The following is a 26,876-nucleotide window of genomic DNA, read 5'->3' as shown; positions in this document are numbered from 1 at the left end:
GCTCAGCGGCCCGGGCGACGGAGACGTCAGAGTCGGTCCCGGAACCGGATGCCGAGGCCCGAATGCGGCACCTCGGTCAGCCGCCCGTCGGCGATCGCCACCGGCGAGGGGTCGGAGAGGGCGCCGAGATCGCCGAATCCGGCATCCTCCACGTCCTCGGCCCAGGGCTCCGCGACGGTGGCGGGGAGGGTCAGCGCAAGCTGACCCGAGAGCTCCGGCAGCAGGTGCGGGTGCAGGGCGGCGCCGTGCTCCTCGGCGAGCGACGCGATCCGCAGGAACGGCGTGATGCCGCCGACGCGCACGATGTTCGGCTGCACGATCTGCGCGGCGCCGGCGCGCAGGAAGTCACCGAACCGATGCGCGTTGTGCAGGTTCTCGCCCAGGGCGATCGGCACGCGGCTGGATGCCGACAGACGGCGGGCCAGCTCGGTGTGGCCGGCGAGGTCGTCGGCGCGCAGCGGCTCCTCGATCCAGGACAGCCGGAACGGCGCGAGCGCCTCGACCGAGACGGTCGCGCGCTCGAGGTCCCAGCGCTGGTTCGCGTCGATCATCAGCTCGCGATCCGGGCCGAGCGCCTCGCGCACGGCCGCCACGCGCTCGATGTCCTCGTCCAGCGAGGGCCTGCCGACCTTGATCTTGACGGCGCCGAACCCGGCATCCGTCCACCGCCGCACCTGCGCGATCAGCTCGTCCAGCGAGTAGTGCAGGTTCACACCCGAGCCGTAGGCGCGAACGGAGTCGCGCCGCCGGCCGAGCAGGCCGGAGACGGGCAGGGACGCCGCGCGCGCCTCGGCATCCCACAGGGCCAGGTCGAGGCCCGCGAGCGCGATCGTGGTCACGCCTCCGCCGCCCGCCTCGTGCAGATGCTCCCAGAGCCCTTGCCAGGCCTCGCCGGGCACGGCGGAACGTCCGATCGCCGCAGCAGCGATGTCGTGCGCGATCAGCGCGTGCACCGCCTCGGCGCCGATCCGCGGCGTCCAGGAGAAGCCCCAGCCCTCGGCTCCGTCGGAGCGCACGACGTGCGTCGCGATCACGCCGACCGAGGTGACGTCGGCAGCCCACGGGCGCGTGAGCGGCACCCGCAGCAGGCGGGCGTCCAGCCGCGAGATCGTGCTCACAGCAGGGCGCGTCCGGCCTCGAGGATCGCCGCCAGGCGCGCCTCCTGCTCGGCGGTCGGGTCGACCAGCGGGGCGCGGACGGAGCCGACCGCGAAACCCTGCAGGCGAAGACCGGCCTTGATCAGCGAGACGCCGAATCCGGGGGTCTCGTCGCGCAGGGCGACCAGCGGCCGGTAGAAACCGTCGAGCAGCTCCAGACGCCGCGCCTCGTCGCCCTCGGCATAGGCGCGGTAATAGGCGTTCGCCACCTCGGGGATCATCGCGAAGGCCGCGGAGGAGTACAGCGGGATGCCGATGCCGCGATAAGCGGCCTGTGTGAGCTCGGCCGTGAGCAGGCCGTTGAAGAACGCGAAGTCCTCGCGGCCCTCCTCGGCGACCGCGCGCACGATGAGCTGTGCGGCGCCGACATCGCCGGTGCCGTCCTTGAAGCCCACCACGCGCGGGTTGTGCGCGAGCCGGCGCATGCTCTCCACCGAGTACTGCGCGGCACCGCGGTGGTAGACGATCACCGGCAGATCGGATGCCGCGGCGATCTGCTCCACGTACGAGATCAGCCCGTCCTGCGTGCCGCCGACCAGGTACGGCGGCAGCACGAGCAGGCCGTCGGCCCCGGCATCCGCTGCGGCCGTCGCCACCTCGATGGCATGACCGAGCGTGCCGCCCGCGCCGGCGATCACCGGGACGCGACCGGCGACCGTCGCGGTCGCGGTGCGCACGACGGATGCCGCCTCGCCCGCCGAGAGCGCGTGGTACTCGCCCGTCCCGCAGGCGGGGAAGACACCGCCGGCGCCCGCGGCGACTCCGCGATCCATGTGCTGCGCGAGCAGATCGTGGTCGACCGCCCCGTTCCCGCCGAACGGGGTGATGGGGAAGAAGAGGATGCCGTCGAAGTTCATGCCGATGCTCCCAAGGGCTCTGCGTGGTCTGCGGATTCGAGTTCTGTGCGCCAGGATCGCTCCGGGCGCCAGCCCAGCAGCCGGCGGGCCCTGGCGTTGGAGAACGCCGGAGCGGTGCCCGTGAGCACGGCGGCGAGCTGGTCCGAACCCGGCACGAACCGGGGGAGCAGCTCGGCCAGCGGCTCTCGGGCCAGCGCGTCGTCGGCGCCGACGAAGAAGGTCTCGCCGTTCGGGATCTCGGGCATCGCCTGCAGCAGCGCGTCGGCGAAGGCCGCGACGTCGCGCGCATCGACGTAGTTGAACAGTGCGGGGGCCGAGAGCGCGGGATCGTCCAGACGCTCCCGCACCGTGTGGCCCTGCTGGGTCGGGGCGCCGGCCCACTCCTCCGGGGCGATCACGTAGCAGGGGCGGAACGCGGCGAAGCGGATGTCGTCGCGCTGCCGCCGCAGCATGGCGAGGGTCTGCTCGACGAGGTGCTTGGAGAGGGCATACGCATTCGACGGTGCCGGCGCCGTCCGCTCGTCCAGCGGAAAGCGGTCGGGCAGCCAGCCCGGCGCCCCGTAGCCGAGCACGGTGGGGCTGGATGCTGCGACCACGCGGCCGATGCCGGCCTGCACGGCGCCGCCGAGCACGCTCATCGCCAGGGCGGCGTTGGTGCGCAGGATCACGTCCTCCGGCGCGCTGAACGGCACGGCGATCGCCGCGAGATGGATCACGGCGTCGGCCTTCGCCTCGCGCAGAGCGGATGCCGTGGCATCCGCGTCCGTCAGGTCGACGGCTCGCTGCTCGGCATCGGCGAGCTGCGGTGCCGCCGACACCGCATGGTCCAGGGAGAGCACGTCGTGGCCGCGCTCCGCGAGTCCTGCGACCAGGCTGCGTCCGAGCCGCCCGGCGCCGCCGGTGACGACGATGCGGCTCATCGCAGGGCGGGCTTCTCGAGCAGGCGGATGCCGAGCTCCTCGACGCGCACCGGCAGGCCGGTCTCCAGCGAGCGGTTGCCGGCGATGCCGACGGCGATCGAGCGGATGCCGTCGGTCCAGTCGGCCGGGCGGGACAGCGGGTCATCGCCCGGGCCCGCGAACACGTCGCTCAGCAGCAGCGCGTCGCCGCCGCCGTGCCCGCCGGTGCCGCTCAGGATCGGGACCTCGCGCGCCTCCTGCCAGTGCTTCTGCACGATCAGGCGCTCGCCCTCGGGGCGCAGGCCCGTGACGCCGTCGGCACCGGACAGGCTCGGGTCGATCGCGGGATGCAGCCCGTCGCCGGCGAGCACGGCGCCCCGCTCCACGACCTCGAGCTCGGCGCGGCCGAGCGTGCCGTTCACCGCCACGCGGTAGCCCTCCCAGGGGGAGTGCGCGTTGAGCGAGTACGAGAGCGTCGCGCCCGACGCGTAGTCCACGACCAGGGCGAGGTTGTCCTCGATCGTGATCCCCTCGCCGAACACGTCGCGGTCGCGCAGGTAGCCGTCGTGCTGCTCGGCGTCCAGGTACAGGGCGGACAGCTGCGGGTCCTTGCGCAGGTCCAGTTCGAACAGGTCTCCGCCGTCGTGGCTGCCGCGGGAGGGGCGCTCGCCGAGGCCGCGCGCGGCGGCGTTCTCCGCACCGTAGAAGCGCAGGCCGCCGGAGGCGAAGATCCGGGTCGGCTGCGAGCGCAGCCACCAGTTGACCAGGTCGAAGTGGTGGCTGGCCTTGTGCACCAGCAGGCCGCCGGAGTGCTCCTTCTCGCGGTGCCAGCGGCGGAAGTAGTCCGCGCCGTGGTTCGTGTCGAGCATCCAGTGGAAGTCGATCGAGGTGATCTCGCCGATCTCGCCGTCCTGCAGCACCTGCCGCAGCGCGCTGTTGCGAGGCGAGTACCGGTAGTTGAACGTGAGCACGACGTTGCGGCCGGTGCGCTCCACGGCCTCTTCGATGCGTGCGGCGCTGGGGGCGTCGATGGTGAGGGGCTTCTCGACGACCACGTCCGCGCCGGCCTCGAGCGCGCGCACGATCAGCTCGGCGTGCAGGTCGTCGCGGGAGCAGATGATCACCCGGTCGACCCGCTCCTCACGGATCAGCGCCTCCAGCTCGTCGGGTGCGCCGATGCGCGGCGCCGGATCCCCGGCATCCACCACCGTGCGGGCGTGGAACGCGGCACGGACCGGGTTCGGCTCGCAGATCGCGACCAGCTCTGCGCGTTCGCGGTGTGCGCCGACGATCGCGCCGACGTACATCTGCGCGCGGGCGCCTGCGCCGGCGAGGGCGTAGCGAAGACGGGGCATCATCACTCCAGACTGTGGCCGTCGAGTCGCTGGGCGAGCGATCTCGGGAAACGTTTTCTCAGATTAGCACGCAGGACTTCCGCTGTCCGATCGGATGCCGTGATCCGCCGCATCCGAAACTGTCAGCGCTGTGCGGGACCGGTGCTCTCGCGGACCACGACCGCGGGTGCGAAGGTCTCGTCGGCACGCGGCTCCTCGCCCGACAGCAGCGCGTGCATCGCCGCCCAGGCGCTGCGTCCGAGCTCGGCGGCCGGCACCGCAGCGGTGGTCAGGGGCGGCGTCGTGTAGGCCGCGAACGGGATGCCGTCGAAGCCGGCGATGGACAGGTCCTCCGGCACGCGGACGCCCCGCCCGGTGACCGCCGAGAGCAGTCCCATCGCCACCAGGTCGTTGAAGGCGAGCACGGCGGTGGACCCGCTGGCGAGCACGGCGTCCGCGGCGGCGGCACCGCTGTCGAAGTCGACCCCCGCCGGAATCTCGACGATCTCCAGGTCGGCATCCGCGCGGGTGGCGGCGGTGATCGCGCGCAGTCGCGCCTCGCCCGATGCGCTGGCGACCGCGCCGGAGAGGAATGCGATCCGTGTGTGTCCGAGTCCGCGCAGGTGGTCGATGAGCTCGGTGATGGCGATGCCGTAGTCGGCGGAGACGGTGGGCGCCTCGGCCAGCGGGGGGCGGTTGATCACGACCGCCGGTGCGATGCCCGGCAGCAGAGCGGACAGCTCCTGCTGCGGCATGCGCGGCGCGCACAGGATCACGCCGTCGGTGCGACGGCGGGTGGTCGACGCGATCTCGCGCTCCTTGTGCACCTGCTCCTCGGTGTCCGAGATCAGCACGTGATACCCGTCCTTCGCCGCCGCGTGGCTGAGACCGCGGAGGATCGCCTGGAACGTCGGGTTCGCGAGATCGGGGACCACGACCGACACGGTCTGCGTGCGTCCGAGCACCAGGCTCCGCGCGAGCGGGTTCGCGGTGTAGCCGAGGCGCTCCGCCACCTCGCGCACGCGCTCCGCCAGGGCGGGGTCGACGGTCGGGTTGCCGTTCATCACGCGGGAGACGGTCGACAGCGAGACGCCCGCCTCGCGGGCGACCTCGGTGATCTTCACCCGTGGCATCCGTCCTCCTGTCGTCGGGACGAGCCTAGCTTTCAGTGCCGTGGTCCCCGGATCTTGTCCCCGCATGCTGGCGGTCCTACGATGGGAGCATGCCCCAGAAAGCGCTTTCCGATCCGGCTGCGCTCATCGACGGACAGCATCCGACCCGCTCCGTCATCCGCCTCATCGCACGGCGCCCCTGGCGCCTGGCCGTCGCCGTGCTGGCGTTCGCCGTCAAGGAGATCCCGGTGTGGTTCCTGCCGGTCATCACCGCGGCGATCATCGACATCGTCGCCTCGCACGGCGACGTGACGGGCGTGCTCTGGTGGTTCGCGCTGGCCGCTCTGCTGCTCGTGCAGAACTATCCGAACCACCTCATCTACACGCGCAGCTTCATGACCGTCGTGCGCGACCTCGGCGCCGACCTGCGCAACGCCCTCACCGCGCGACTGCAGAGCCTCTCCATCGGCTACCACACGCGCGTGAGCGCCTCGATCGTGCAGACCAAGCTGGTCCGCGACGTCGAGAACGTCGAGCTCATGCTGCAGCAGGTCACCCATCCCCTGCTCTCCTCGACCATGGTCATGCTCGGCGCACTGACCATGACGGCCATCGCCGTGCCACAGTTCCTGCCGGTGTACGCACTGGCGGTGCCGATCGCCATCGGCATCCGCTACGGCATGCGCAAGCGCTCGCAGCTGCGCAACGAGGAGTTCCGCCGCGAGATCGAGATCCTCTCCGCACGCGTCGGCGAGATGGCATCCCTCATCCCCGTCACCCGTGCGCATGGCCTGGAGCAGACCGCCATCACGCGTGTCGCCGACGGTGCCGACGGTGTGCGACGCGCCGGTCTGGACCTCGACCTGCTGAACGGCCGGGTGGCCTCGATCTCGTGGGTCGCCATGCAGCTGCTCGGCGTCGCCTGCCTCATGCTCGCGGCGGTGTTCGCGATCACCGGCATCCTGCCGATCTCGCCGGGCGAGGTGGTGATGCTGTCGACCTACTTCACGCTGCTCACGGGCGGTCTCACGCAGCTGCTCATGCTCATCCCCGTCGGCGCCCGCGGCCTGGAGTCGGTGCGCTCGATCTCGGAGGTGCTGCAGGAGCCCGACGTCGAGCAGAACTCGGGTCGGCGGGTCGTCGGCCGCGTCGACGGCGAGATCGTGCTGGATGCCGCCACGCACCGCTATCCGGATGCCGACGACGATGCGCTGCACGCTATCGACCTGCGCATCGCCCCCGGTGACACGGTCGCCTTCGTCGGCTCATCGGGCTCGGGCAAGTCGACGCTGCTCAACCTCGTGCTGGGCTTCGTGCGCCCCAGCAGCGGCCGCATCCTGATCGACGGCCAGGACATGCAGGAGCTCGATGTGCGCACCGTGCGCCACTCGATCTCGGTCGTCCCGCAGGAGTCGGTGCTGTTCGAGGGCTCGATCTTCGACAACGTGACCTACGGGCTTCCGGATGCGACACCCGAGCAGGTCGAGAGCGCGCTGCGGGACGCCAATGCGTGGGAGTTCGTGCGCGAGCAGCCGCACGGCTGGGACACGGTGGTCGGAGAGCGCGGGGCCCGGCTCTCCGGAGGACAGCGTCAGCGGCTGGCGATCGCCCGGGCGCTGGTGCGCGACCCGCGCATCCTGCTGCTCGACGAGGCCACCAGCGCCCTCGACCCGGAGTCCGAGGCGCTGGTGAAGGAGGCGCTCGAGCGGCTGATGCGCGGGCGGACCACCCTGATCGTCGCCCACCGGCTCTCCACCGTCCGCCAGGCCGACCGCATCGTCGTCCTGGAGCACGGGCGCATCGTGGAGCAGGGCTCGCACGACGAGCTGATGGCGCTCGGCGGCCGCTACGTGCAGCTGCACCGCGCGCAGAACGGACGGCCGCCGGTGATCACCGGAGCCATCCCGCTGCCGACCGCGGCGGATGCGCAGAGCGGGCGGTCACCCCGGGATGACAGGGCATGATCATCGTGAGGGAGGCCCGCCCATGACACTCGCACTCGCCCGCACGGACACCGCGCTCACCGTGACCGACGGCGCGATCGAGCTGCTGAGGTACGTCTACGTGCCCGACACGCCCCAGCTCGAGGCGCCCAAGCCGTACATCGATCCGATCCGCACCCGCGCCGGACGCGTCGTGAGCCTGTTCCGTCCCTGGGACCACGTCTGGCACAAGGGCCTCGCCTGGTCGCTGCCGGTCGTCGGCGATGAGAACTTCTGGGGCGGGCCGACCTATCTGCGCGATCGGGGCTACGTGCAGCAGTCGAACGACGGCACGCAGCGGCACGTCGGCGTGGTCGCGTCCGCCGTCGAACGCGACGTGGCCGCCTTCACGCACGATCTGGAGTGGATCTCCGAGCGCGGGCAGCGCATGTTCACCGAGCGCCGGACGCTCACGGTCCGGGTGCTCGACGAGATCGCCTGGGCGCTGACCTTCGAGACCACGATGACGAACACCACCGGCGCGACCGTCGCCATCGGCTCACCCACCACCCGGGGGCGCGAGAACGCGGGATACGGAGGCCTGTTCTGGCGCGGGCCCCGCTCGTTCACCGACGGACTCCTCGTCACCGCGGAGGGGACGGGGACGGGCGGCGCGCTGCGCGGGCAGCGTCACGAGTGGATGGGCTACGAGGGGCGGCACGACGAGGTCGACGCCGCGTCTCTCGTCGTGATGCTCGATGCGGGGACCAACCCGCATCACCCGCCGCAGTGGTTCGCCCGCTCCGAGGAGTTCGCCGCACTCAACCCCGCACCCTTCTTCAGCGAGGAGGTGCGGGTGCCGGCGGGGGAGAGCGTGTCCTTCCGGTACGCGGTCGGCGTCGCGGATGCCGAGGCCGCCGAGGCCCCTCGCATCGCCGATCGGCTGCGCGGGCTCCTGTAGCCCGTCGTCCGCCGAGCCGAGGACTGCATCGAGCGGTATTGAAACGTTATGATCAACCCAATCCGAGGAGGATCGATGTCGTCCCACACTCCGCCCGCCGGCGCACTGCGCTGTGTGCTCGTCGGCACCGGCGCTGTCGCCAACCTGCACGCGAGGGCCGTCGCCGCGCATCCGCGCGCCGAGCTCGTCGCGGTCGCCGACATCGGCGCCGACCGCGCCGCCGCGTTCGCCGAGCAGTACGGGATCCCGGCGTCGTACGGCGACTACGACGAGATGCTCGCCGCTGAGCATCCGGACGTCGTCCTGATCTGCACCCCGCCCGCACCGCACCGTGCGCAGGCGCTGGCCGCATTCGCCGCGGGCGCGCACGTGATCGTCGAGAAGCCGCCGGCTCCGTCTCTGGATGAGCTCGACGACATGCGCGCCGCGGCCGCCGCCGCAGGCAGGGAGCTCGCGGTCGTCTTCCAGCAGCGCACCGGCACCGCCGCCGCGCACGTCCGCGAGCTGCTGCGCAGTGGCGCACTCGGGCGGCCGCTGGTCGCCGTGTGCCAGACCCTGTGGTTCCGCGACGCCGGCTACTTCGCCGTGCCGTGGCGCGGCAGGTGGGAGACGGAGGGCGGCGGGACGACTCTCGGCCACGGCATCCATCAGCTCGACCTGCTCGCTCATCTGCTCGGCGACTGGTCCTCGGTGCAGGGGAGGCTGTTCCGGCTCGATCGCGAGACCCAGACCGAGGACGTCTCGACGGCCACCGTCGTGTTCCAGGCGGGCGTGGTCGCGCAGGTGATCACCAGTGCGATCTCGCCGCGCGAGACCAGCTCGATCCGCATCGACACGCAGAAGGCGACGGTGACCGTCGACCACCTCTACGGACACGGGCACGAGAACTGGCGCATCACGCCGGCGCCCGGCTTCGAGTCCGAGGCCGAGGCGTGGGCGTTCCCGGATGCGGAGGAGCGCAGCGACCACGCGCCGCTGCTCCGCGACGTGTTCGATGCCCTGCTCGAAGGCTCTCCGCTGCCGCCCACGGCGGACGCACCCGCGCGCTCGCTCGAACTGGTCGCCGCCATCTACGCCTCGGCGGCCGCCGACGGTGCGGTCATCACGCCCGAGATCCTGGCGGCGCATCCGACGCACCGCGCGGGCTTCGCGAGCCCCGTCATCGACTTGCGGGAGTGAGCGCGCAGGCGTTGAGCTCCGGGTGCGCGGGGCCGGGGTGACCGCCTGAGCTGTTCCGCGCCCCGGTCTGCGACGGCGCCGCGCGTGCGCGAGACGTGACACGATGAAGATCACATAAGGGAAACGTTGTAGAACAGATTCCGGTCTGGGTCTTGCGAAACGTTTCAATTTTGGTTAGTTTGCAGGGAAGCGCTTTCCGAGAGTCCCTGGAGGCGCACCCGCACCCACATGGACATGGACGTCCACCGGCTCGACCCGACGAAGACGTCCACAGAGAGGACAACGATGTTCAAGAAGCGACTGGCGGCCGGAACCGCCCTCGCCACAGCAGCCGTGCTGCTGCTCGCCGGCTGCTCCGGGCAGGCGGCCGACCCCAAGGCGAAGGCCACCTTCGACCCGAAGGAGAAGGTCACGCTCAACCTCGCCTTCTGGGGCAACGACGTCCGCGCCGACCTGTACAACCAGGTGATCGCGGAGTTCAACAAGAAGTACCCGAACATCAAGGTCAACTCGACCTTCCTCGGCTTCCCCGAGTTCTGGGAGAAGCGTCAGACCGAGGCCGCCGGCGGTGGCCTCCCCGACGTCATGCAGTTCGACTACTCGTACCTGCGGCAGTACTCCGAGAACGGCCTGCTGCTGGACCTGGACCCGTACATCGGCGGCATCATCGACAAGAAGCCGCTCGCCGACAACATCCTCAAGATCGGCGTCGTCGACGACAAGACGTACGCGATCCCGACGTCCACCAACGCCTGGGGCCTGTTCACCAACCCCAAGCTGCTCGAGACCGCCGGGGTCTCCGACTTCGAGGGCGGCAGCTGGAGCGACTACGCCGACTGGATGAAGTCGGTCACCGACGCCTCGGGCGGCGCGTTCTACGGCGGCAGCGACTACACCGGACGCATCCAGAACTTCGAGATCCAGCTGCGCTCCGAGGGCAAGAACCTCTTCAACGAGGACGGCACCGCAGGCTTCGACGAGAAGCGCCTCGCCAAGTTCTGGAACGAGGGCGCCGCGGTCCGCAAGGGCGTCGGCATCCCGCAGCAGAAGGTCGAGGAGCTCACCCCGCTCGGCGCGTTCGACTCCGCCAAGACGGCCAGCGAGCTGACCTGGGACAACTTCGGCGCCGGCTACCTGAAGAACCTCGGCGCGGACTACACCGAGCTGAGCCTGGTCGCCCCGCCGGTCACCAAGAAGGGCACGAAGGATCTGTACCTGAAGCCCTCCATGCTGCACGCCATCTCGGCCAAGACCAAGCACCCCGAGGCGGCCGCGACCCTGGTGGACTTCCTGATCAACTCGCCGGAGTCCGGCAAGATCTTCGGCACCAACCGCGGTCTGCCCGCATCGTCCACGGCGCTCGCCGCGGCCGACCTCGACCCGCTGAGCCAGCAGATCAAGGACTACGAGACCTCCATCAAGGACCGCCTCGGCGACGCCCCGCCCGTGCCGATCGTCGGCTACGGCAGCCTCGAGGAGAAGTTCCGCGTGCTGGGCACCGAGCTCAACTTCGGCACCATCTCGGTGGACGACGCCGTGAAGCAGTTCTTCGCCGAGATGGACGTCGTCCTCAACCAGTGAGATCCGGCGGCGGGCCGGATCCAGCATCCGGCCCGCCGCCGCACTCCGCCGCCGTCCGTCACGAACCCAGAAGGAGGACCCCGTGAGCACCACCGCGACCAGGGTCATCGTCACCGAAGATCGCTCCAGTGCGCATCTGCTGCGCAGGAGCCGCCGCGAGGTCGACCCCGTCCGCCCCGGCCAGCGCGCCCGTGTCCGCCGTGAGACCGCGGCGGGCTACGCCTTCCTCACTCCGTGGCTGATCGGTTTCCTGGGGCTCACCCTCGTGCCGATGGTGTACTCGCTGTACCTGTCGTTCACGCGGTACAACATCTTCGCCCCGCCCAAGTGGATCGGCCTGGACAACTACATCCGGCTGTTCACGAAGGACCCGGTGTTCCTGCAGTCCTCCGAGATCACGCTGATCTACGTGTTCGTGGGCACCCCCATCACGCTGGCGGCGGCGCTCGGGACGGCGATGCTGCTGAACTACCGCGACAAGGGCTCCGGGTTCTTCCGGTCGGCGTTCTACGCGCCGTCCCTGATCGGCGCGTCGGTCTCGATCGCGATCGTGTGGCGGGCGATGTTCGCCACCGACGGTCCGGTCGACTCCGGTCTGCAGGTGTTCGGCATCGACCTGGGCGGATGGATCGGCAACCCGTCGATGGTGCTGCCGATGATGATCCTGCTGCACGTGTGGACCTTCGGCTCGACGATGGTCATCTTCCTCGCAGGCCTCAAGCAGATCCCGAAGGAGCTGTACGAAGCGGCCGAGATGGACGGCGCCGGCGCCTGGCGTCGATTCCGCGCCGTGACCATCCCGATGCTCTCGCCGGTCATGTTCTTCAACCTGCTGCTCGGCCTGATCGGCGCGTTCCAGGTGTTCGCATCCGCCTACATCATCTCCAACGGGTCGGGCGGCCCTGCGGGCATGACCAACTTCATCACCGTCTACCTGTACAAGCGAGGCTTCTCCGACGGGCAGATGGGCTACGCCGCGGCCATGGCCTGGGTGCTGCTGATCGTGGTCGCGCTGCTGGCATTCATCCTCTTCCGCACGCAGAAGTCCTGGGTGCACTACGCAGGAGACGACAAATGACCTCCACCACCATCGGCGGCGACGCCCGCCCGGCGGCCGCGCCGCGGCGCCGGATCAAGCGCAGGACCGTCCAGACCATCGTCTGGTTCATCGGCCTCAGCATCCTGACCGTCATCGTCCTCTACCCGCTGCTGTGGCTGTTCCTCGCCACCTTCAAGCCGAACGCCGAGTTCGGCACGAACCCCGGCCTGTTCCCGAACCAGCCCACCGTGGACAACTACGGCAAGGTCATGGAGGGCATCGCGGGCGTGCCGATGTGGCGGTTCTTCCTGAACTCGTTCATCCTCGCGGTCTCCGCCGTGGTCGGCACCGTGCTCTCGTCGGCGCTCGCCGCTTACGCGTTCGCCCGGGTGCAGTTCAAGGGGCTGGGGATCTTCTTCGCCGCGATGATCGGCACGCTGCTGCTGCCGTTCCACGTCGTGATCATCCCGCAGTACATCATCTTCAACAAGCTCGGCTGGGTGGACACCTTCATCCCGCTGATCCTGCCGAAGTTCCTCGCGACGAGCGCCTTCTTCGTGTTCCTGATCGTGCAGTTCATCCGCCAGATGCCGCGCGACATGGACGAGGCCGCCCGCATCGACGGCGCCGGTCACCTGCGCATCTTCTGGTCGATCATCCTGCCGCTGATCAAGCCGGCGCTGATCACCTGCGCGATCTTCGCGTTCATCTGGGAGTGGAACGACTTCCTCAGCCCGCTGCTCTACCTGACCAGCCCCGAGAACTACCCGCTCCCGATCGGTCTGCGTCTGTACAACGACGCCTCCTCCGGCGGTGCGGACTACGGCGCCACGGTCACCGCATCGTTCGTCGCCCTCATCCCGATCCTGCTGTTCTTCATCGTCTTCCAGCGGTTCCTGGTCGACGGCGTCGCCACGCAGGGGCTGAAGGGCTGACGATGACCGCGGCAGGGCGACGCGAGGCGAGGGCCGTGGCGCGCGAGGCGCGCTCCGGCTCGGGTCCGGTCGGCGCGGGGTTCGATCCGGGCCCCAACCCGGGGGCGACGGCGAAGTTCGGCCTGTTCGGTGAGGCCCTCACCACCGGCCTGCTGATCACGCTGGTCGCTATGCCGGTTGTCACGCTGCCGATCGCGCTCGCCGCGGGCGTCCGCCAGCTGCGCCGTTTCGCGGCCGCGGAGGACTCCCGTGCGGCGCTGTTCTGGGCCGACGTGCGCGCCGGGATCCTGCCTTCGCTCGTCGTCGGCGTGCCGGCCGCGCTGATCGCGGCCGTGCTGACCGTGGACGTGATCCTCGCGCGGACCGGCGTCCTGCCCGGCGGCGAGGTGGTCGGCGTGGTGGGCTGGGCCGGTCTCGCGATCCTCGCGACGGGCGTGCTGGTCGTCGCCGGGATCTGGTCGCCGTCCCTGCGGTGGACGGATGCCGTGCGTGCTGTGCCCGACGCGGTGCGGGCGGATGTCGCCGGCGCCCTCTACCTGGCCGCGACGGCCGTGTTCGTCGGCGTGGTCACATGGGCCCTGGTGCCGCTGTTCATCCCCGCGATCGGCTGCGCGGCCCTGGCGGTCGTGGCCGTGCCCGCTCGGCGTCGTCGCGGGCGCTGACTCTCTCTCTCCGATACGACTCACGAAAGGTCTTCTCACATGACTGCGTCCTCCGTCCGACGTCGGCTGTCCGCCGGCGCCGCAGCCGTCGCCGCTGGTGCACTGCTGCTGTCCGGCTGTGCCGCCGGCGAACCGGCCGCGACGTTCGATCCTGACGCGAAGGTCACCCTGAACTTCGCGTTCTGGGGGAACGACGACCGCGCGAACCGCTACAACGACCTGGTCGCGGCGTTCAACGAGGAGCACCCGAACATCAAGGTGAACGTCAGCTTCACCGACTACCCCAGCTACTGGGAGAAGCGGGCGACCGAGGCGGCCGGCGGCGGCCTGCCCGACGTGTTCCAGTTCTCGGACAGCTACCTGCGCCAGTACGCCGAGCCCGGATACGTGCTCGACCTCGGGAAGGAGAAGGACTACATCGACTTCTCCACCTTCGAGGACTCGCTGCTCGGCACGGGCAGGCTCGACGGCACGCAGTACTCCCTGCCGACCGGCTACAGCATGTGGGCGGACTTCGTGAATCACGACCTGATCGCGAAGTACGACGTGGAGGCTCCTGAGGGCGGGACGAGCCCGGAGGAGTTCGACGACTGGATGGCAGGCTTCACCGAGGCCGCCGGCGGCGCTGTCTACGGTGGCACCGACTACACCCAGCGCATCCAGGGTTTCGAGCTCTCGCTGCGCGCCAAGGGCAAGAACCTCTACACCGAGGACGGCGAGCTCGGATTCAGCAAGGCCGAGCTGCGCGAGTTCTGGAACAGCGGGGCGAAGCTGCGTGACAGCGTCACCGTGCCGCAGAAGAAGCTCGAGGAGATCAGCCCGAAGTCCGGAATGGGCGCCCAGCTCACGGCGAGCGAGATGAGCTGGAGCAACTTCCTGGGCGGTTACCTCGCCGACTCCGGGGCGAAGTCGATCTCGATCATCGCGCCGCCGACCTACAAGGCCGGGTCGAAGGACCTGTACCAGCAGGGCGGCCTGCAGATCGCGATATCGGCCAAGACCAAGCATCCCGAGGCCTCGGCTGTGTTCCTGGACTACATCGTGAACAGCAAGGAGGCCGGCAGGATCTTCGGCACCACGCTGGGGTTCCCGGCATCGTCGAGCAAGCTCGCCGGCACGACGCTGGAGGGCGTCGACAAGCAGGTCGCCGACTACATCGAGTCGGTCTCGGACCGGGTCGGAGAGGCGCCGCCGGTGCCGGTCATCGGCTACGGTTCGCTGGAGCAGAAGTTCTGGGATCTCGGCAAGGAGATCGGCCTCGGCTCGGTGTCGGTGGACGACGCCGTCGAGCAGTTCTTCACGGAGGCCGACGTCATCCTGCAGTAGCCGGCCGGTCCGTTCCGTCGGCTCGCACGAGCCTGACGCCCGTCAGAGGGAGTCGTCGCGGCATCATCGGCGGGAGATGAGAAGGTAGGTCTGCACCCGTCGACGGCGGGTGATTCGGGAGGGTGAACCATGGCAGTGGGCGTGAAGGATGTCGCGGTCGCGGCCGGCGTGTCGGTGGGCACGGTCTCCAACGTGCTGAACCAGCCGGATCGCGTCTCCGCGCGCACCGCCGAGCGTGTGCAGAAGGCGATCCGGGAACTCGGGTTCGTGCGCAACGACGCCGCCCGCCAGCTCCGTGCCGGCCGCAGTCGCAGCATCGGCCTGGTGGTCCCCGACATCGGGAACCCCTTCTTCGCCGAGGTGGCTCGGGGCGCGGAGGACCGGGCGGCCGAGGCCGGCATGACCGTGCTGCTGGGCAACAGCGACGAGAGCGACGTCCGGCAGGAGGCGCACCTGGAACTGTTCCAGGAGCAGCGCGTCAACGGGGTGCTGCTGACGCCGGCATCCGACGACCTGTCGTCGCTGCGTCGCTTCACGGATGCCGGGATGCCGGTCGTGCTCGTGGACCACGAGGTCGACGAGGGCGAGATCCCGTCGGTGTCGGTCGACGACGTCGAGGGAGGGAGGCTCGCGGTCAAGCATCTGCTCGACGCGGGCCGACGCCGGATCGCCTACGTGAGCGGGCCGCGCTCCGTGCGCCAGGTCGCCGAGCGTCTGCAGGGCGCACAGGCCGCTGTCGCGGAGGTTCCGGGAGCGACGCTCGAGGTCGTCGAGCAGGCGTCGCTGACCGTGCTGCAGGGGCGGGCAGCGGGGGAGGCGCTCGCCGCACGTGCGGAGCAGGACCGCCCGGATGCCGTGTTCGCCGCCAACGACCTGCTCGCCGTCGGCCTGCTGCAGGCGTTCAGCTTCGCCTCGGGCGTGCGCGTGCCCGAGGACATCGCGATGGTCGGCTACGACGACATCGACTTCGCCTCAGCGACGGTCGTGCCGCTGAGCTCGGTGCGCCAGCCCGCCAGGCTGCTGGGCAGGACCGGCGTCGAGCTGCTGCTGAAGGAGCTCGACGGCGCCGACCACGATCGCCGTGTGCGGTTCCAGCCCGAGCTCGTCGTGCGGGACTCCAGCAGGGGGTAGCCTCAAGCTTCCGTCAACTCCCTGAGCCCGTGGCTGCCCCTCGGGTACCCTCGGACACATGCCAGCCGCGACGACGCAGTCCACCAAGCGCGAGGCCTTCGGATCTCGCAACGTGTTCATCCTCTCGGCCATCGGATCGGCGGTCGGCCTCGGCAACATCTGGCGGTTCCCCTACGTCGCCTATGAGGGCGGCGGCGGCGCCTTCCTCATCCCGTACCTGTGCGCGCTGCTGACCGCGGGCATCCCGCTGCTGTTCTTCGACTACGCGATCGGGCACCGATTCCGCGGATCGTCTCCGCTGGCGTTCCGCCGCATGCACCGCGCGGCCGAGCCGCTGGGGTGGTGGCAGGTGCTGATCTGCGTCGTGATCGCGACCTACTACGCGGTGATCATCGCCTGGGCGGCGATGTACACCTGGTTCTCCGCGCAGATCACCTGGGGTGCGGGCAACGAGAACGACTTCTTCTTCAAGGACTTCCTGCAGATGGGCGACGTCTCCAAGGGCGGCGTCTCCACTCAGTTCGTGCCGCAGGTCGGCCTCCCGCTGATCGCGGTGTGGATCGTGGTCATCGTGATCATGGGCCTCGGCGTCAAGCGCGGCATCGGGCGGGCGAACACCGTGCTGATGCCGCTGCTGACGGTGATGTTCGCGGCGCTCGTGGTGCAGTCGCTCTTCCTGCCGGGCGCGGTCGACGGCCTGAACGCGTTCTTCACCCCGAACTGGGAGGCCCTCGCGGATCCGGCGGTGTGGGCCTCGGCCTACGGGCACATCTTCTTCTCGCTCTCGGTGGCGTTCGGCATCATGGTCACCTACTCCTCGTACCTGAAGCGCAAGACCGACCTGACCGGGTCCGGTCTGGTCGTCGCCTTCGCGAACTCGGGCTTCGAGATCCTCGCCGGCATCGGCGTCTTCGCGGCGCTCGGGTTCATGGCGCAGGCGCAGGGGACGGACGTCGCGCACACGGCGACCGCGGGGATCGGCCTGGCGTTCGTCGCCTTCCCGACCATCGTCTCCAACGCTGCGGGCGGATCGATCATCGGCGTCCTGTTCTTCGGCGCGCTGGTGTTCGCCGGCGTCACCTCGCTCATCTCGGTGCTCGAGGTGGTCGTCGCAGCTCTCCAGGACAAGCTCGGCTGGGGCCGGGTGCGCACGACGCTGATCGTGTCCATCCCGATCGCCCTGATCTCGATCGCGATGTTCTCGACGACGACGGCGCTGGCCGTGCTCGACACCACCGACGCATTCGTCAACGCCTTCGGCATCATGGCCGTCGCCCTGGTCGCGGTGATCGTGGTCGCGTGGCTGCTGCACCGGCTGCCGGCGCTGCGAGACCACCTCAACCGCCGCTCGAGCTTCAGGGTCGGCTGGTTCTGGATGCTGCTGGTCGGCGCGCTCGCGCCGATCGTGCTCGGCTATCTGTTCGTGAGCGAGGTCATCTCCAAGGTCTCCGACCCTTACGGCGGCTACCCGGGATGGTTCCTCTCGATCTTCGGCTGGGGCATGGTGATCGCCCTCGTGGTGCTGGCGATCCTGCTGTCGCTGCTCCCGTGGAGTCACCGCTCGCACGCCAAGGACGATCCGGACTACGACGAGTTCCTCGTCGAGGAGAGCTACGCGCCGGATGCGGAGACGGGCACCGTCAGAGTGCCGGACGCCGTCGCGGAAGGAGCCCGGTCATGACCCCGATCGCCGTCGTCATGATGATCGTCGCGATGGTCACGGTCTGGGGCGGTCTGATCGCCGGGATCGTCAACCTCGCCCGTCATCCCGAGGTCGCGGACGCCGAGCCGGAGCCGCCCGCCGAGCTGTAGCCCGGCGCAGAGCTCAGCTCCGCGCCATCCACCCCGCCACGCGCTCGATCGTCTTGCCGAACCCGGGCTCCTCGGGGCGGTTCAGATGCCCGTGGGCGGTGCCGGGTTCGAAGGACACGTCGATGTCGACACCGGCATCCGCCAGCGTTCGTGCGAACAGCTCACCTGACACCCGCAGCTCGTCGACGTGCCCGTTGACCATGACCGTGGGCGGGAAGCCGGTCACGTCGGCGGGAGTCGCCCGGCCGGGGACGGCGGTGAGCGGCGCCTGCGCGACATCGCCGCCCAGGTAGGTCTCGTACATCGCGAGCACCGCAGGAGGGGTGAACACGTCGGCGGCCGGGTTCGCGTCCAGCGCGGCCCGCAGTTCGGCATCCGGCGCGGGCTGCACGGCCAGCAGGGTCGGGTACGCGAGGAAGACACCGGTGGGCAGGGGCAGAGCCGATGCCGTGCCCGGCGCGTGCCCGAGCAGTCGCAGCACCGCCCCGGCGATCAGGTTCCCGCCGGCGCTGGTGCCCCCGACGAAGAACCTCTCGGCGCCGAACTCGGAGGCGTGCTCGACGAGCCACGCCCACGCGGTCAGGATGTCGTCCGACCCGGCCGGGAACGTGCGCGAACCGTCGTCGCCGACGAGGGCGTAGTCGACCGAGACGACCGTGGCGCCGCGATCGGCGAACGCGCGGGCCACGGCATCCGCCTCGGGCATGTCCAGATCCCCGTGCACGAAGCCGCCGCCGTGCGCCCACAGCAGAGCCGATCCGCGCAGCGGACCGTCGGATGCGGGGTAGAGGCGGGCGAGACCATCGAGCAGGGTGCGAGGAGACGTCATGCACCCAGAATGGCACCGGTTTCACCGGAATACTGGCCGCAAGTCGCACCGGGTGGTTGAATCCAGGCATGGCGCTGGAGAGGATCACCGGGCTGGAGTCGTCACGGGTGGCGGATGCCCTCCGCGACGACATCATGCTGGGCCGGCGCGAGCCGGGTTCGCGGCTGATCGAGCGCGACATCGCCGCCGAGCTGCAGGTCTCCCGGCTTCCGGTGCGGGAGGCCATCAAGGCGCTGGTCGCGGACGGCATCGTCGTGGCGCGACCCCGCAGCTGGGCGGTCGTGCGCGAGTTCTCGGTGCAGGACCTGCAGGACTTCGCCGAGGTGCGCGCGGCCATGGAGACCCTGGCCTTCGTGCTGGCCACGCAGCGGGCAGACGAGGCCGCCCTCGCCCGGCTGGAGTCGATCATCGACGCCGAGGAGGCGTCGGCGCTCGCCGGCGATGCGGTCGCCTCGCGCCAGGCATCCGCGATGTTCCACATCGCCGCCGTCGAAGTGGCCGACAACGCGATGCTCACCGAGCTGGCGGCATCGCTGGTCACCCGGCTGCGGTGGCTGTTCGGCCAGCACGACGAGCTCGCCGAGATGGCCGTGCAGCACCGCGACATCCTCCGGGTCATGCGCGAGCGCGACGTCGATGCCATCAAGGAGATGATCCCGGCCCACCTCGACGAGGGAAGGATCGCCGCCGAGCAGCGGCTGCGCGCCCGCCACGACGAGAACGGCTGACGCAGGCGTGAACGGTGCCGTGCTTCCCGCGCACAGCCGATACCGTGGGGGCATGATCCCGGCGCTGCGCACCTTCGCGAGGATCCTCGCGCGCCACTGGCCCGCACTGATCGCCTGGTACGTGGGCGGCGAGGTGCTGCACCGGCTGCTCGTGCAGCTGGCCGGCTTCGTCGGCGGGTACAGCACGCTCGGCGGCCTGCTCCTGCTTCCGCTCGCGGTCGGCGCGCGCCTGGCCGCGTACGTGGCCATGTACCTGACGGTGCGCCCCTCGCTCGTGCACGTGGCGCAGAGCGGGGAGCCGGATGCCGGCATCCGCGCGTTCCTGAGATCCACCCTCGTCGCGATCCTGCCGTTCTCGATCTTCTATGCGGCGTGGGGGATGCTCGACGCCGACCAGAAGGAGTTCTTCCGGCTGGCCAGCAGCATCGCGTTCCGAGAGACGGGATTCGGTCTCGGCGAGGCGATCGTCGACCGGGGCGGGCTGATCTCGGTGGGCGTTCTTCCGGTGACCGTGCTCGTGGTGGCGCTGCTGGTGCGCGCGCTGCACGCCCGGTTCCGTGAGCGCCTGCCGGAGTGGACCCTGACGCTGGCCGCGTATGCGGAGCTGCTGTGGACGTTCATGCTGTTCACCCTGGTCGGCCAGTGGCTCGCCGGCGTGCGCGCGTGGTTCTCCGGTCGGGCGGGGGCCCTGTGGCTGCAGGACTTCGGCGACGGCGTCGCTGCGGCGATCCCGTCGCTGGCGAGCGTGTGGGAGGCCGTGCTCTGGCTGGTGGGGATCGTCATCGCCGCCGCGATCGTGCCCGCGGCGTGGCTGGCGGTCGCGGGTGTGATCTACGGTGCCGACTTCGATGCGCTGCCGCCGGTGCTGGCCCGGCGCACCGAGGCGCTGCGCGGCGCGGTGGGCTCGCTGGCGCGCACCCTGCTGCAGCGGTTCGAGGATCTGTGGGCGGCGGTGGCCGCGATCTGGCGGGGCGGGCCGTTGCTGTTCGGCGCGTTCGCGCTGGCGTACGCGCTGTGGGCTCTCGCCGAGCACACCGGCACGCGGGGCGTGCTGCAGGTCATCGGCGGGCACGAGTCCGGCTTCTGGAGCGCCTGGCTGCCGCTGGTGACGGTGGGGGTCGCCGCGATCGCCGAGCCGATTCGCGTGGCGATCGTCGCGACGGCGTTCGACGCGGTGGTCGGCCGTCCCGAGGCGGGGATCGGCGTGCGCGAGTCAGTCGCCGACGGGGAATCGGACGGTCTCGTCGCCGACGGCGATGTCGAGCCAGAACGGCCCCTCGGCGTCGTTCGGCAGCAGGAAGACGGAGAGGATACGGTAGGAATCGGTCCCCTTCCGGCATGAGCTCTCCTCATCGCCGTACCGCACGTCCACCGCGGACCCCGCGGTGAGCCAGACACGCTCGCCATCCTTCTCACGGAGCGTGAACGTGCCGCAGCGCTCGGCATCCTCCGCGCTGTCGGCGGACAGGCGGATGCTGAGGGTGTGCGCACCGGCGGGCGCGGGGAACTCGTCGGGGACCGCACGGACCAGCTCCAGCCGGTTGCCGCCGACGTCGACCGCGCCTTCGGCGACGCGTGGCGCCGGGGGAGCGGCTTCCTGAGCGGGCAGCACGTCGAGCCAGACGCTCACCCCGATCAGCGCGGACACCGCGGCGATCAGGGCGACCAGAGCGACGCGCTGCCTGCGCCACCACGTCATGGTGCTCCCACCTTCGGTGCCGTCAGCTCCACGGTCGCGGTGCGCTCCGCGGCATCCAGGTCGATCGGGATCATGATCACGTCGTCGAGCGAAGGCGTGAAGTAGTCGGCTGAGAGGCGCAGCTGGGCCGTACCCGACGGAAGGCTCTCGGGCAGCTCGAAGGCGATCTGGCCGGTGGTGTCGACGCCCACCCGCAGCGGTGAGCGCAGCAGCGACTCGGGCGGGCGCTCACTGGCGTGGAAGACGCGGCCGTCGATCAGCAGGGACGCGAGACCGATCTCGGCGTCCAGCTCGGTCTGGCGGGCGGATGCCGTGACCTCGATCACGAGCCAGTTGCCCTCGGCATCCCACTCGTCGCGCTCGTCGGTCAGCCGTTCGGCGAAGGACGACTGCACGACGCGTGCGACCAGCGTCCGCGTCGTCACCTCCTGGTGCGCGGATCCGCGCACGGGAAACGCGTCCGTCAGCGAGTCCTCCGGTGGGGTGATCCCGCTCACGAGCCCCGCCACGAGCACGAGACCGGTGCCGATCAGCCACGGCATCGCCCGGTTCACGACGCCAGCCCCACGGTGATGCGCGCGACCAGGGCGGTGCGGCGCCAGGTGATCGACGAGGACGACAGGATGATCTGCCCGGCCACCTCACGGGCCTCCTGCACGTTCAGCCGCACGTCCCCGTCGGCGAAGGAACCGCGAGGGACGGGCCACCCGATGACGACCTCGGCGGGCACGCCCGGCTGCAGCACCGGCGTGCCCCTGCTGCCGTCGTCGCGCCAGGCGCGACCCGGATCGGTCGCGGTGACATCGGACAGACTCAGCAGCGGGCTGCTCGAGTCGATCAGCCGGGAGGTGACGCCGTCGGCGGCGCCGATCAGGCTGACCGGGTGGTCGGTCAGGTTCTCCAGGCGGACGGACAGGATGAGGATCTGCTCGTCGGGCTTCGCCTTCCAGTAGTGCTCCTCGACCTCGTCCACCAGCTCGGCGTCGTGCACCGTGATCGCGTAGAGGGAGGTGCGCACCTCCTGGTCCGCCGCGGCCGCGCCGGGAGCGCGGGATGCCGCTCGCAGCCCGCCCAGCGAGAGGAAGGCGATCGCGAGGGCGATCAGCAGGACGGCCGCGATCCAGACGGGCGCCGTCGATGGCGCGAGAGCACCCCGCAGCGAGCGTCGCGCCGCTGCGGACGCCGTACCCGCGGCCCCCCGCATTCTCGTCACGGGGTCAGCCTATCCAGCGACCCGTCGCCGGCGCTCTCGCGGCGCGGCGGCGCGGTCGCGGGCGCGATCGGATCGGGTCTCCCCGACGTCGGCGGCGCCCGGTACGCTCGATTCGGGAGGTGCTCGTGGGACGTACGGCGGATGCCATCGGCGAGGGCGTCGCGATCGCCACCGCGGCCGCGAAGCTGGCCGTGAAGAACCAGATCCTGGTCGGCACGATCGCTCGCGGCGGCGTCTTCGAGATCGACCACTACATGGACGTGGCGCGCACGGCGCTGCTCGCCATGGCCAAGGAGTCCGACGAAGAGGCCGAGCGGCTCGTCGCGCTGCGCAAGCGCGCCAAGGGCCGCCACTCGGATCCCCACGGCACGCACGACTACCGCGACCGCGACGTGCGCAACCTCCGCCGCCGTGCGCGGCAGTCCACAGGCGTCGCCGACCGGCTGCGCAAGATGACCGAGGAGCCCGACGCGCTGCGCGCCCTCGTCGAGGATGCGCGGGTCGCGGCCTGGGGCGACGTGCGCGGCAACCTCGACCGCCGGCTGCGGGTCGAGGCCATGCGTCCCGACCAGGACCCGGATTACGAGCGGATGCGGGATGCGCGCATGCAGGCGCTCAAGCTCGTCGACCTGCAGGCGCTCTCGTCCGAGCAGCGCGCGCGCCGGAAACGGGAGAAGGCCGCCGAGAAGGCGGCGGAGAAGGAAGCCGCGAAGGAACTCGCACGGAGCGAGCGCAGCGCCCGTCGCGAGGCGCGACACGCGGGGGATGCATGACTGACCGGGCCGATTTCGCTTCGCTCTGATGGTTGTGTAAGCTGTTCCTTGGCCCGCTCGCTGGGCCCTGCGCCTCTAGCTCAATGGATAGAGCATCTGACTACGGATCAGAAGGTTGGGGGTTCGAGTCCCTCGAGGCGCACACCACATTCAGCCCGTCGAGGATCGCCTCGACGGGCTGATTCGTTTTGCGGGCCCAGAGGATCAACTGGGAGACAGTCGGCTCCGTGATGTTCCGCTCCCACTTCGAGACCGTCGGCCGCGACGCGCCGACATAGAGTCCCATCTCGTCCTGCCCGACGCCTGCGAGGCGACGGGCACCGGCCAGGCGTTCGCCCAGCGTGTCTGTCAGTACGGTCATGTTCGCCATGCATGAACTATAGCGCCCAACTCGAATAGAAAACGCGACACGCCGCGATGAATCCACGCCGCGACCGTCAAACGCGCCCATCCTTTCGGATGTGTAGTCAATTCGCTACACATCCGAAACGAAGGGGCATGCAATGGCTGACTGGCATCGCATCGCCGAAGCGATCGCGAACCTGCTTCACGCGGGTGGCGACCTCGACGATATCGCCGTCCTGCTCCAGGCGCACCCGGACCTGTCCGGAGAGCGGGCGAACGTATGACCGAGCCGCAGGCCGGCACGCTCGTCCGGGAGCGCATGGCATGGGAGCGGGACTTTACCCAGATCCCGAACATCTACGCGCGCGACAAGACCCTCAGCTGGGTCGCTCGCGGCATCCTGCTCTGGCTGATGACGCAGGACGACGGCTACCAGGTGAGCATGGGCGCGATCGAGGCCGCCAGCTGGAAGGAAGGCCGCGAGGCGGTCCGCAGCGCGATAGCCGAACTGGAGAAGGCCGGCTACCTACACCGCCAGCAGAGGCGCGGTCAGGGCGGCCGGCTGTCCGGCTACGTGTTCCACCTGCGCGACCCGTTCCAGCTGCCCGTCGTGGGAGCCCCGGAGCTTCCGATCGGTGCTCTGCAGGCTGTGGATAAGTCGGCTCCCACCGTCGACGGGAAGCCGTCATCTGGTGCTGTGGATAACTCCACCGGCGGACGGGTTGCCGTCGACGGTAACCCGTCGACCAAGAAGAACACTTACTTAAGAACATATAAAGACCCAGCGCAACCACAGAGCAGACGGTCTGCCCCTGTGGACAACTCGGCCGGCGTGCGCTGGGCGGACGACCGGTGCCCCGCAGCGTGGACCGCGCCGTACCAGCACGCTCTCGGCTCGAAGTCACACGCCTGCATCAACTGCGGCGCTCACCCGATCGTCCGGAGTGTGCCATGAGCCCCGACGTCATCCCGCCCGAGATCGGACTCCCGGTCGCCGCGCTGCTCACGATCGCGTGGATCATCATCGAGCTACGAGCGGGGAGGCGCACGCGATGAACCTCCCGCACGGCCCCGGCACCTACGCCGACCCGGACCTCCCCGCCGAGACGTGGGGCGGCCGGAAGGCGCAGCAGTATGTCGAGCTCACGATCCTGACCTACGGCGATCTGTGCATCAACTGCGGGCTACCCGGATCGAACAGCGCTGACCACGTGATCCCGAGATCCAAGGGCGGCGCCGTCTACGACATCGACAACCTCGGCCCCAGCCACCGCCGCTGCAACTACTCGCGGCAGGACAAGCCGCTTCGACCGGTCGGCATCCCCGTCGAGTCCGGCATCCAGCACTTCACGTGACCCCGGTTCTTTAAGAGCGAGTTCGCTGGACACCCACGCGCAGCCCCGTCTTTTCTTTCCCGATCAGCCCACAAAAAACACGAAACGAGCCAAGATGACCGAGAACGCCGGCACGATCGCCGACTACCTCCCAGGCATGGAGCCGCCGGCGTCGAGCTCGCACGTATCGGCGGCGTACACGAAGGCGATCGAGCGCCTGCGCTCCGACGGCGTCATCGGCGATGAGCACGCCGGGATCTGCGCGAGCATCCTGACCCTGGCCGGCATCGCCGACAACCCGACGACGAAGGCCTACGCCCGAAACGGCGCGCTGCAGGAAGCGCACGAGCAGATGCGCACGCTACTCGACGCGGCGAAGCGGCAGGGCGACGCCGACTACGCGTCGTTCGAGGCGTGGCTGGCGGCGCAGCAGTGACGTGGTCAGGGTTCACCTACGCGACGCCGCGCGACCCGTCGCGGCAGTCGCGGGGCGCGAAGATAGCCGAGCTCGCGCGGATGCTCGGATGGGAACCGATGCCCTGGCAGCAGCACGTGTGGGACGTCGCGACCGAGGTCGACGCGTTCGGCAACTACGTCTACGAGAAGGTGTTCGTCACCGTGCCGAGGCAGTCGGGCAAGACAACGCTGTTCGGCCCGGTCGAGCTCCAGCGCGCGGTCGAGTTTCCAGCGTCCAAGGTGTACTTCACCGCGCAGACCGGCGACGACGCCCGCACGCTGCTCAAGAACCTGATCTCAAGCGTCGAGGCGTCGCCGCTGTCGCGATTCTTCGACGGGAAGCGCAGCGCCGCGCAGACAGGAATGGTCACGCCGCGCGGTTCGGAGATCTGGGCTTTCCCCCCGAAGCCCGAGAAGATCCACGGGAAGACGCCGGTACTCGTCGGCATCGATGAGATCTGGACACTCGACGACGTCCAGTCGAAGGGGCTCATCACCGACGGCATCGAGCCGGCGCAGCGCACGCTATACGGCAAGCGTCAGATCTGGTATCTGTCGACCGCCGGCACGGCCGAGAGCACGTTCATGAAACGGCAGGTCGAGCGGGGCCGGCGCAGCGTCGAGCAGCCCGGCACCGATCCCAAGTTCGCCTACTTCGAGGCGAGTCTCCCCGAGGGCGCCGACCCGTACGACCGCGAGGCATTCGCCGCGTTCCATCCGGCCGTCGGCTACACGCAGGACGTCGACGATCTGTTCGCGCTCGTCGACGGCAGCGCCCCGCCCGAGGAACAGGTCGACCACTCGACCTGGCTCCGCGCGTACTGCAACCGCTGGACAGAGTCGCGCGAGGTGCTGATCCCCGACTGGGACGACCTCGCCGACCCGACCCTCGGCGCCGCATGGGCCGACGTCGCGATCGCGTGGGAAGTCGCGCACGACAACCAGATGGGCGCGATCCTCGCGACCTGGCGCAACGACGACGGCACCGCCTGCACCCGTGTCGTGCACGCCGCACCCGGCACTCAGTGGATGGAAGACCTACTCGTCAGCATCCACGGCCACGGGCCGGGCGCGTTCGGCGCTGACGACGGCGGCCCGACACGCCGGCTGAATGACCGGCTCCGCCTGCGTCTCGGCGACGACGCGATCACAACCCTTGGCATGAAGGACTTCGGCGTCGCCTGCGAGACCTGGCTCACGGCGGCGCGCGACGAGAAGACGCTCCTGCAGGACGGATCGAAGACGCTCGCGAACGGCGTCGCGTTCTTGGTCATGAAGCGCAGCGGAGAGATCTCGCGATTCAGCCGGTCGGATGCCGCCGGCCCCGTCGCCGCCCCCATCGCATCGGCCGTCGCGCTGTGGCTCTACGACCACCGCGACGCCCCCAGCTGGACACCCGTAACGAGCTACTGAGGACACCGCCGTGACGATCGAACTTGACTCCACGCGCTACAGCACAGTGGTCACCTGCACCGAATGCGGCGCCGTCGACCTCGCCGACAGCCCACGCGAAGGATGGGCCAGAGGCGCAAGCCATGAACGGATCGCGCATCCCGCTCTCGTGCAAGCCCGCGAAGCCGCCCGAATGAATA

General features: G+C 70.0%; 28 protein-coding genes and 1 tRNA gene. 20 read left to right on the top strand and 9 right to left on the bottom strand.

Annotated elements, in window-relative coordinates:
- Positions 1-26: 26 nt before the first annotated feature.
- From ACTJJ4_RS11240 to ACTJJ4_RS11220, 5 genes are all read right to left on the bottom strand, one after another.
- Complete coding sequence (locus ACTJJ4_RS11240) at positions 27-1,118, bottom strand: mandelate racemase/muconate lactonizing enzyme family protein (protein WP_440943393.1); 1,092 nt, start codon at positions 1,116-1,118, stop codon at positions 27-29.
- Complete coding sequence (locus ACTJJ4_RS11235) at positions 1,115-2,014, bottom strand: 5-dehydro-4-deoxyglucarate dehydratase (RefSeq protein ID WP_440943392.1); 900 nt, start codon at positions 2,012-2,014, stop codon at positions 1,115-1,117. Before ACTJJ4_RS11235 ends, ACTJJ4_RS11240 begins: the two co-directional genes overlap by 4 nt.
- Positions 2,011-2,934, bottom strand: coding sequence for an NAD-dependent epimerase/dehydratase family protein (locus ACTJJ4_RS11230; RefSeq protein ID WP_440943391.1), 924 nt, complete (start codon positions 2,932-2,934; stop codon positions 2,011-2,013). The genes ACTJJ4_RS11235 and ACTJJ4_RS11230 overlap by 4 nt, the downstream gene beginning before the upstream one ends.
- Complete coding sequence (locus ACTJJ4_RS11225) at positions 2,931-4,268, bottom strand: Gfo/Idh/MocA family protein (RefSeq protein WP_440943650.1); 1,338 nt, start codon at positions 4,266-4,268, stop codon at positions 2,931-2,933. The genes ACTJJ4_RS11230 and ACTJJ4_RS11225 overlap by 4 nt, the downstream gene beginning before the upstream one ends.
- 122 nt (positions 4,269-4,390) lie before the next feature.
- Entirely contained in the window at positions 4,391-5,380 is a 990-nt protein-coding gene (locus ACTJJ4_RS11220; protein ID WP_440943390.1) for a LacI family DNA-binding transcriptional regulator, read from the bottom strand.
- 89 nt (positions 5,381-5,469) lie between these two features.
- Here ACTJJ4_RS11220 and ACTJJ4_RS11215 point away from each other — a divergent pair, with 89 nt between their 5' ends.
- From ACTJJ4_RS11215 to ACTJJ4_RS11165, 11 genes are all read left to right on the top strand, one after another.
- Positions 5,470-7,323, top strand: coding sequence for an ABC transporter ATP-binding protein (locus ACTJJ4_RS11215; protein WP_440943389.1), 1,854 nt, complete (start codon positions 5,470-5,472; stop codon positions 7,321-7,323).
- 22 nt (positions 7,324-7,345) lie between these two features.
- Entirely contained in the window at positions 7,346-8,242 is an 897-nt protein-coding gene (locus tag ACTJJ4_RS11210) for a PmoA family protein (RefSeq protein ID WP_440943388.1), read from the top strand.
- A gap of 75 nt (positions 8,243-8,317) precedes the next feature.
- A complete protein-coding gene (locus ACTJJ4_RS11205; RefSeq protein WP_440943387.1) occupies positions 8,318-9,421 on the top strand; it encodes a Gfo/Idh/MocA family protein in 1,104 nt (367 codons plus the stop codon).
- Between the two features lie 285 nt (positions 9,422-9,706).
- Positions 9,707-11,002, top strand: coding sequence for an ABC transporter substrate-binding protein (locus ACTJJ4_RS11200; RefSeq protein WP_440943386.1), 1,296 nt, complete (start codon positions 9,707-9,709; stop codon positions 11,000-11,002).
- 82 nt (positions 11,003-11,084) lie between these two features.
- A complete protein-coding gene (locus ACTJJ4_RS11195; RefSeq protein ID WP_440943385.1) occupies positions 11,085-12,080 on the top strand; it encodes a carbohydrate ABC transporter permease in 996 nt (331 codons plus the stop codon).
- Positions 12,077-12,976 (top strand): carbohydrate ABC transporter permease, encoded by a 900-nt coding sequence (locus tag ACTJJ4_RS11190; RefSeq protein WP_440943384.1) that lies wholly within the window; start codon positions 12,077-12,079, stop codon positions 12,974-12,976. Before ACTJJ4_RS11195 ends, ACTJJ4_RS11190 begins: the two co-directional genes overlap by 4 nt.
- Before the next feature lie 2 nt (positions 12,977-12,978).
- Positions 12,979-13,638, top strand: a complete 660-nt coding sequence (locus ACTJJ4_RS11185; RefSeq protein ID WP_440943383.1) for a hypothetical protein — start codon at positions 12,979-12,981, stop codon at positions 13,636-13,638.
- 39 nt (positions 13,639-13,677) lie between these two features.
- Positions 13,678-14,964, top strand: a complete 1,287-nt coding sequence (locus ACTJJ4_RS11180) for an ABC transporter substrate-binding protein (RefSeq protein WP_440943382.1) — start codon at positions 13,678-13,680, stop codon at positions 14,962-14,964.
- A gap of 129 nt (positions 14,965-15,093) precedes the next feature.
- Positions 15,094-16,095 (top strand): LacI family DNA-binding transcriptional regulator, encoded by a 1,002-nt coding sequence (locus ACTJJ4_RS11175; RefSeq protein WP_440943381.1) that lies wholly within the window; start codon positions 15,094-15,096, stop codon positions 16,093-16,095.
- 58 nt (positions 16,096-16,153) lie between these two features.
- Positions 16,154-17,776 carry a sodium-dependent transporter gene (locus tag ACTJJ4_RS11170; protein WP_440943380.1) on the top strand — a complete coding sequence of 541 codons (1,623 nt, stop codon included), beginning with the start codon at positions 16,154-16,156 and terminating at the stop codon, positions 17,774-17,776.
- Positions 17,773-17,907 carry a methionine/alanine import family NSS transporter small subunit gene (locus ACTJJ4_RS11165; RefSeq protein WP_292698671.1) on the top strand — a complete coding sequence of 45 codons (135 nt, stop codon included), beginning with the start codon at positions 17,773-17,775 and terminating at the stop codon, positions 17,905-17,907. Before ACTJJ4_RS11170 ends, ACTJJ4_RS11165 begins: the two co-directional genes overlap by 4 nt.
- Before the next feature lie 13 nt (positions 17,908-17,920).
- On the opposite strand, the gene ACTJJ4_RS11160 is transcribed toward ACTJJ4_RS11165, so the two are convergent.
- Positions 17,921-18,736, bottom strand: a complete 816-nt coding sequence (locus ACTJJ4_RS11160) for an alpha/beta hydrolase fold domain-containing protein (protein WP_440943379.1) — start codon at positions 18,734-18,736, stop codon at positions 17,921-17,923.
- Positions 18,737-18,804: 68 nt separating this feature from the next.
- Here ACTJJ4_RS11160 and ACTJJ4_RS11155 point away from each other — a divergent pair, with 68 nt between their 5' ends.
- Both ACTJJ4_RS11155 and ACTJJ4_RS11150 read left to right on the top strand, forming a co-directional pair.
- A complete protein-coding gene (locus ACTJJ4_RS11155; RefSeq protein WP_440943378.1) occupies positions 18,805-19,464 on the top strand; it encodes a GntR family transcriptional regulator in 660 nt (219 codons plus the stop codon).
- Positions 19,465-19,516: 52 nt separating this feature from the next.
- Complete coding sequence (locus ACTJJ4_RS11150; protein WP_440943377.1) at positions 19,517-20,806, top strand: hypothetical protein; 1,290 nt, start codon at positions 19,517-19,519, stop codon at positions 20,804-20,806.
- 353 nt (positions 20,807-21,159) lie between these two features.
- Here the strand turns inward: ACTJJ4_RS11150 and ACTJJ4_RS11145 are convergent, their stop codons facing one another.
- Complete coding sequence (locus tag ACTJJ4_RS11145; protein WP_440943376.1) at positions 21,160-21,717, bottom strand: hypothetical protein; 558 nt, start codon at positions 21,715-21,717, stop codon at positions 21,160-21,162.
- Positions 21,714-22,376: a hypothetical protein gene (locus tag ACTJJ4_RS11140; RefSeq protein WP_440943375.1), complete on the bottom strand. Its 663-nt coding sequence runs from the start codon at positions 22,374-22,376 to the stop codon at positions 21,714-21,716. Before ACTJJ4_RS11140 ends, ACTJJ4_RS11145 begins: the two co-directional genes overlap by 4 nt.
- 119 nt (positions 22,377-22,495) lie before the next feature.
- Here ACTJJ4_RS11140 and ACTJJ4_RS11135 point away from each other — a divergent pair, with 119 nt between their 5' ends.
- Both ACTJJ4_RS11135 and ACTJJ4_RS11130 read left to right on the top strand, forming a co-directional pair.
- Positions 22,496-23,149: an asparagine synthase gene (locus ACTJJ4_RS11135; protein WP_440943374.1), complete on the top strand. Its 654-nt coding sequence runs from the start codon at positions 22,496-22,498 to the stop codon at positions 23,147-23,149.
- Between the two features lie 69 nt (positions 23,150-23,218).
- A tRNA-Arg gene (locus ACTJJ4_RS11130) sits at positions 23,219-23,291 on the top strand.
- On the opposite strand, the gene ACTJJ4_RS11125 is transcribed toward ACTJJ4_RS11130, so the two are convergent.
- Positions 23,250-23,510 carry a helix-turn-helix domain-containing protein gene (locus tag ACTJJ4_RS11125; RefSeq protein WP_440943649.1) on the bottom strand — a complete coding sequence of 87 codons (261 nt, stop codon included), beginning with the start codon at positions 23,508-23,510 and terminating at the stop codon, positions 23,250-23,252. The genes ACTJJ4_RS11130 and ACTJJ4_RS11125 overlap by 42 nt on opposite strands.
- Before the next feature lie 142 nt (positions 23,511-23,652).
- Here ACTJJ4_RS11125 and ACTJJ4_RS11120 point away from each other — a divergent pair, with 142 nt between their 5' ends.
- The 5 genes from ACTJJ4_RS11120 to ACTJJ4_RS11100 all read left to right on the top strand — a co-directional run bounded on the left by ACTJJ4_RS11120 (position 23,653) and on the right by ACTJJ4_RS11100 (position 26,697).
- A complete protein-coding gene (locus ACTJJ4_RS11120; protein WP_440943373.1) occupies positions 23,653-23,778 on the top strand; it encodes a hypothetical protein in 126 nt (41 codons plus the stop codon).
- Positions 23,775-24,449, top strand: a complete 675-nt coding sequence (locus tag ACTJJ4_RS11115; protein ID WP_440943372.1) for a hypothetical protein — start codon at positions 23,775-23,777, stop codon at positions 24,447-24,449. The genes ACTJJ4_RS11120 and ACTJJ4_RS11115 overlap by 4 nt, the downstream gene beginning before the upstream one ends.
- Positions 24,450-24,546: 97 nt before the next feature.
- Complete coding sequence (locus tag ACTJJ4_RS11110) at positions 24,547-24,849, top strand: HNH endonuclease (protein WP_440943371.1); 303 nt, start codon at positions 24,547-24,549, stop codon at positions 24,847-24,849.
- Between the two features lie 94 nt (positions 24,850-24,943).
- A complete protein-coding gene (locus ACTJJ4_RS11105; protein ID WP_440943370.1) occupies positions 24,944-25,264 on the top strand; it encodes a hypothetical protein in 321 nt (106 codons plus the stop codon).
- The gene (locus tag ACTJJ4_RS11100; protein WP_440943369.1) at positions 25,261-26,697 is read left to right on the top strand and encodes a terminase large subunit domain-containing protein; all 1,437 of its coding nucleotides are present in this window, start codon (positions 25,261-25,263) and stop codon (positions 26,695-26,697) included. The genes ACTJJ4_RS11105 and ACTJJ4_RS11100 overlap by 4 nt, the downstream gene beginning before the upstream one ends.
- The last annotated feature ends 179 nt before the right edge of the window (positions 26,698-26,876 follow it).

This window comes from Microbacterium sp. 22195 (assembly GCF_052056515.1).
Taxonomy (GTDB): Bacteria; Actinomycetota; Actinomycetes; order Actinomycetales; family Microbacteriaceae; genus Microbacterium.
This window is presented reverse-complemented; position numbering and strand designations above follow the sequence as displayed.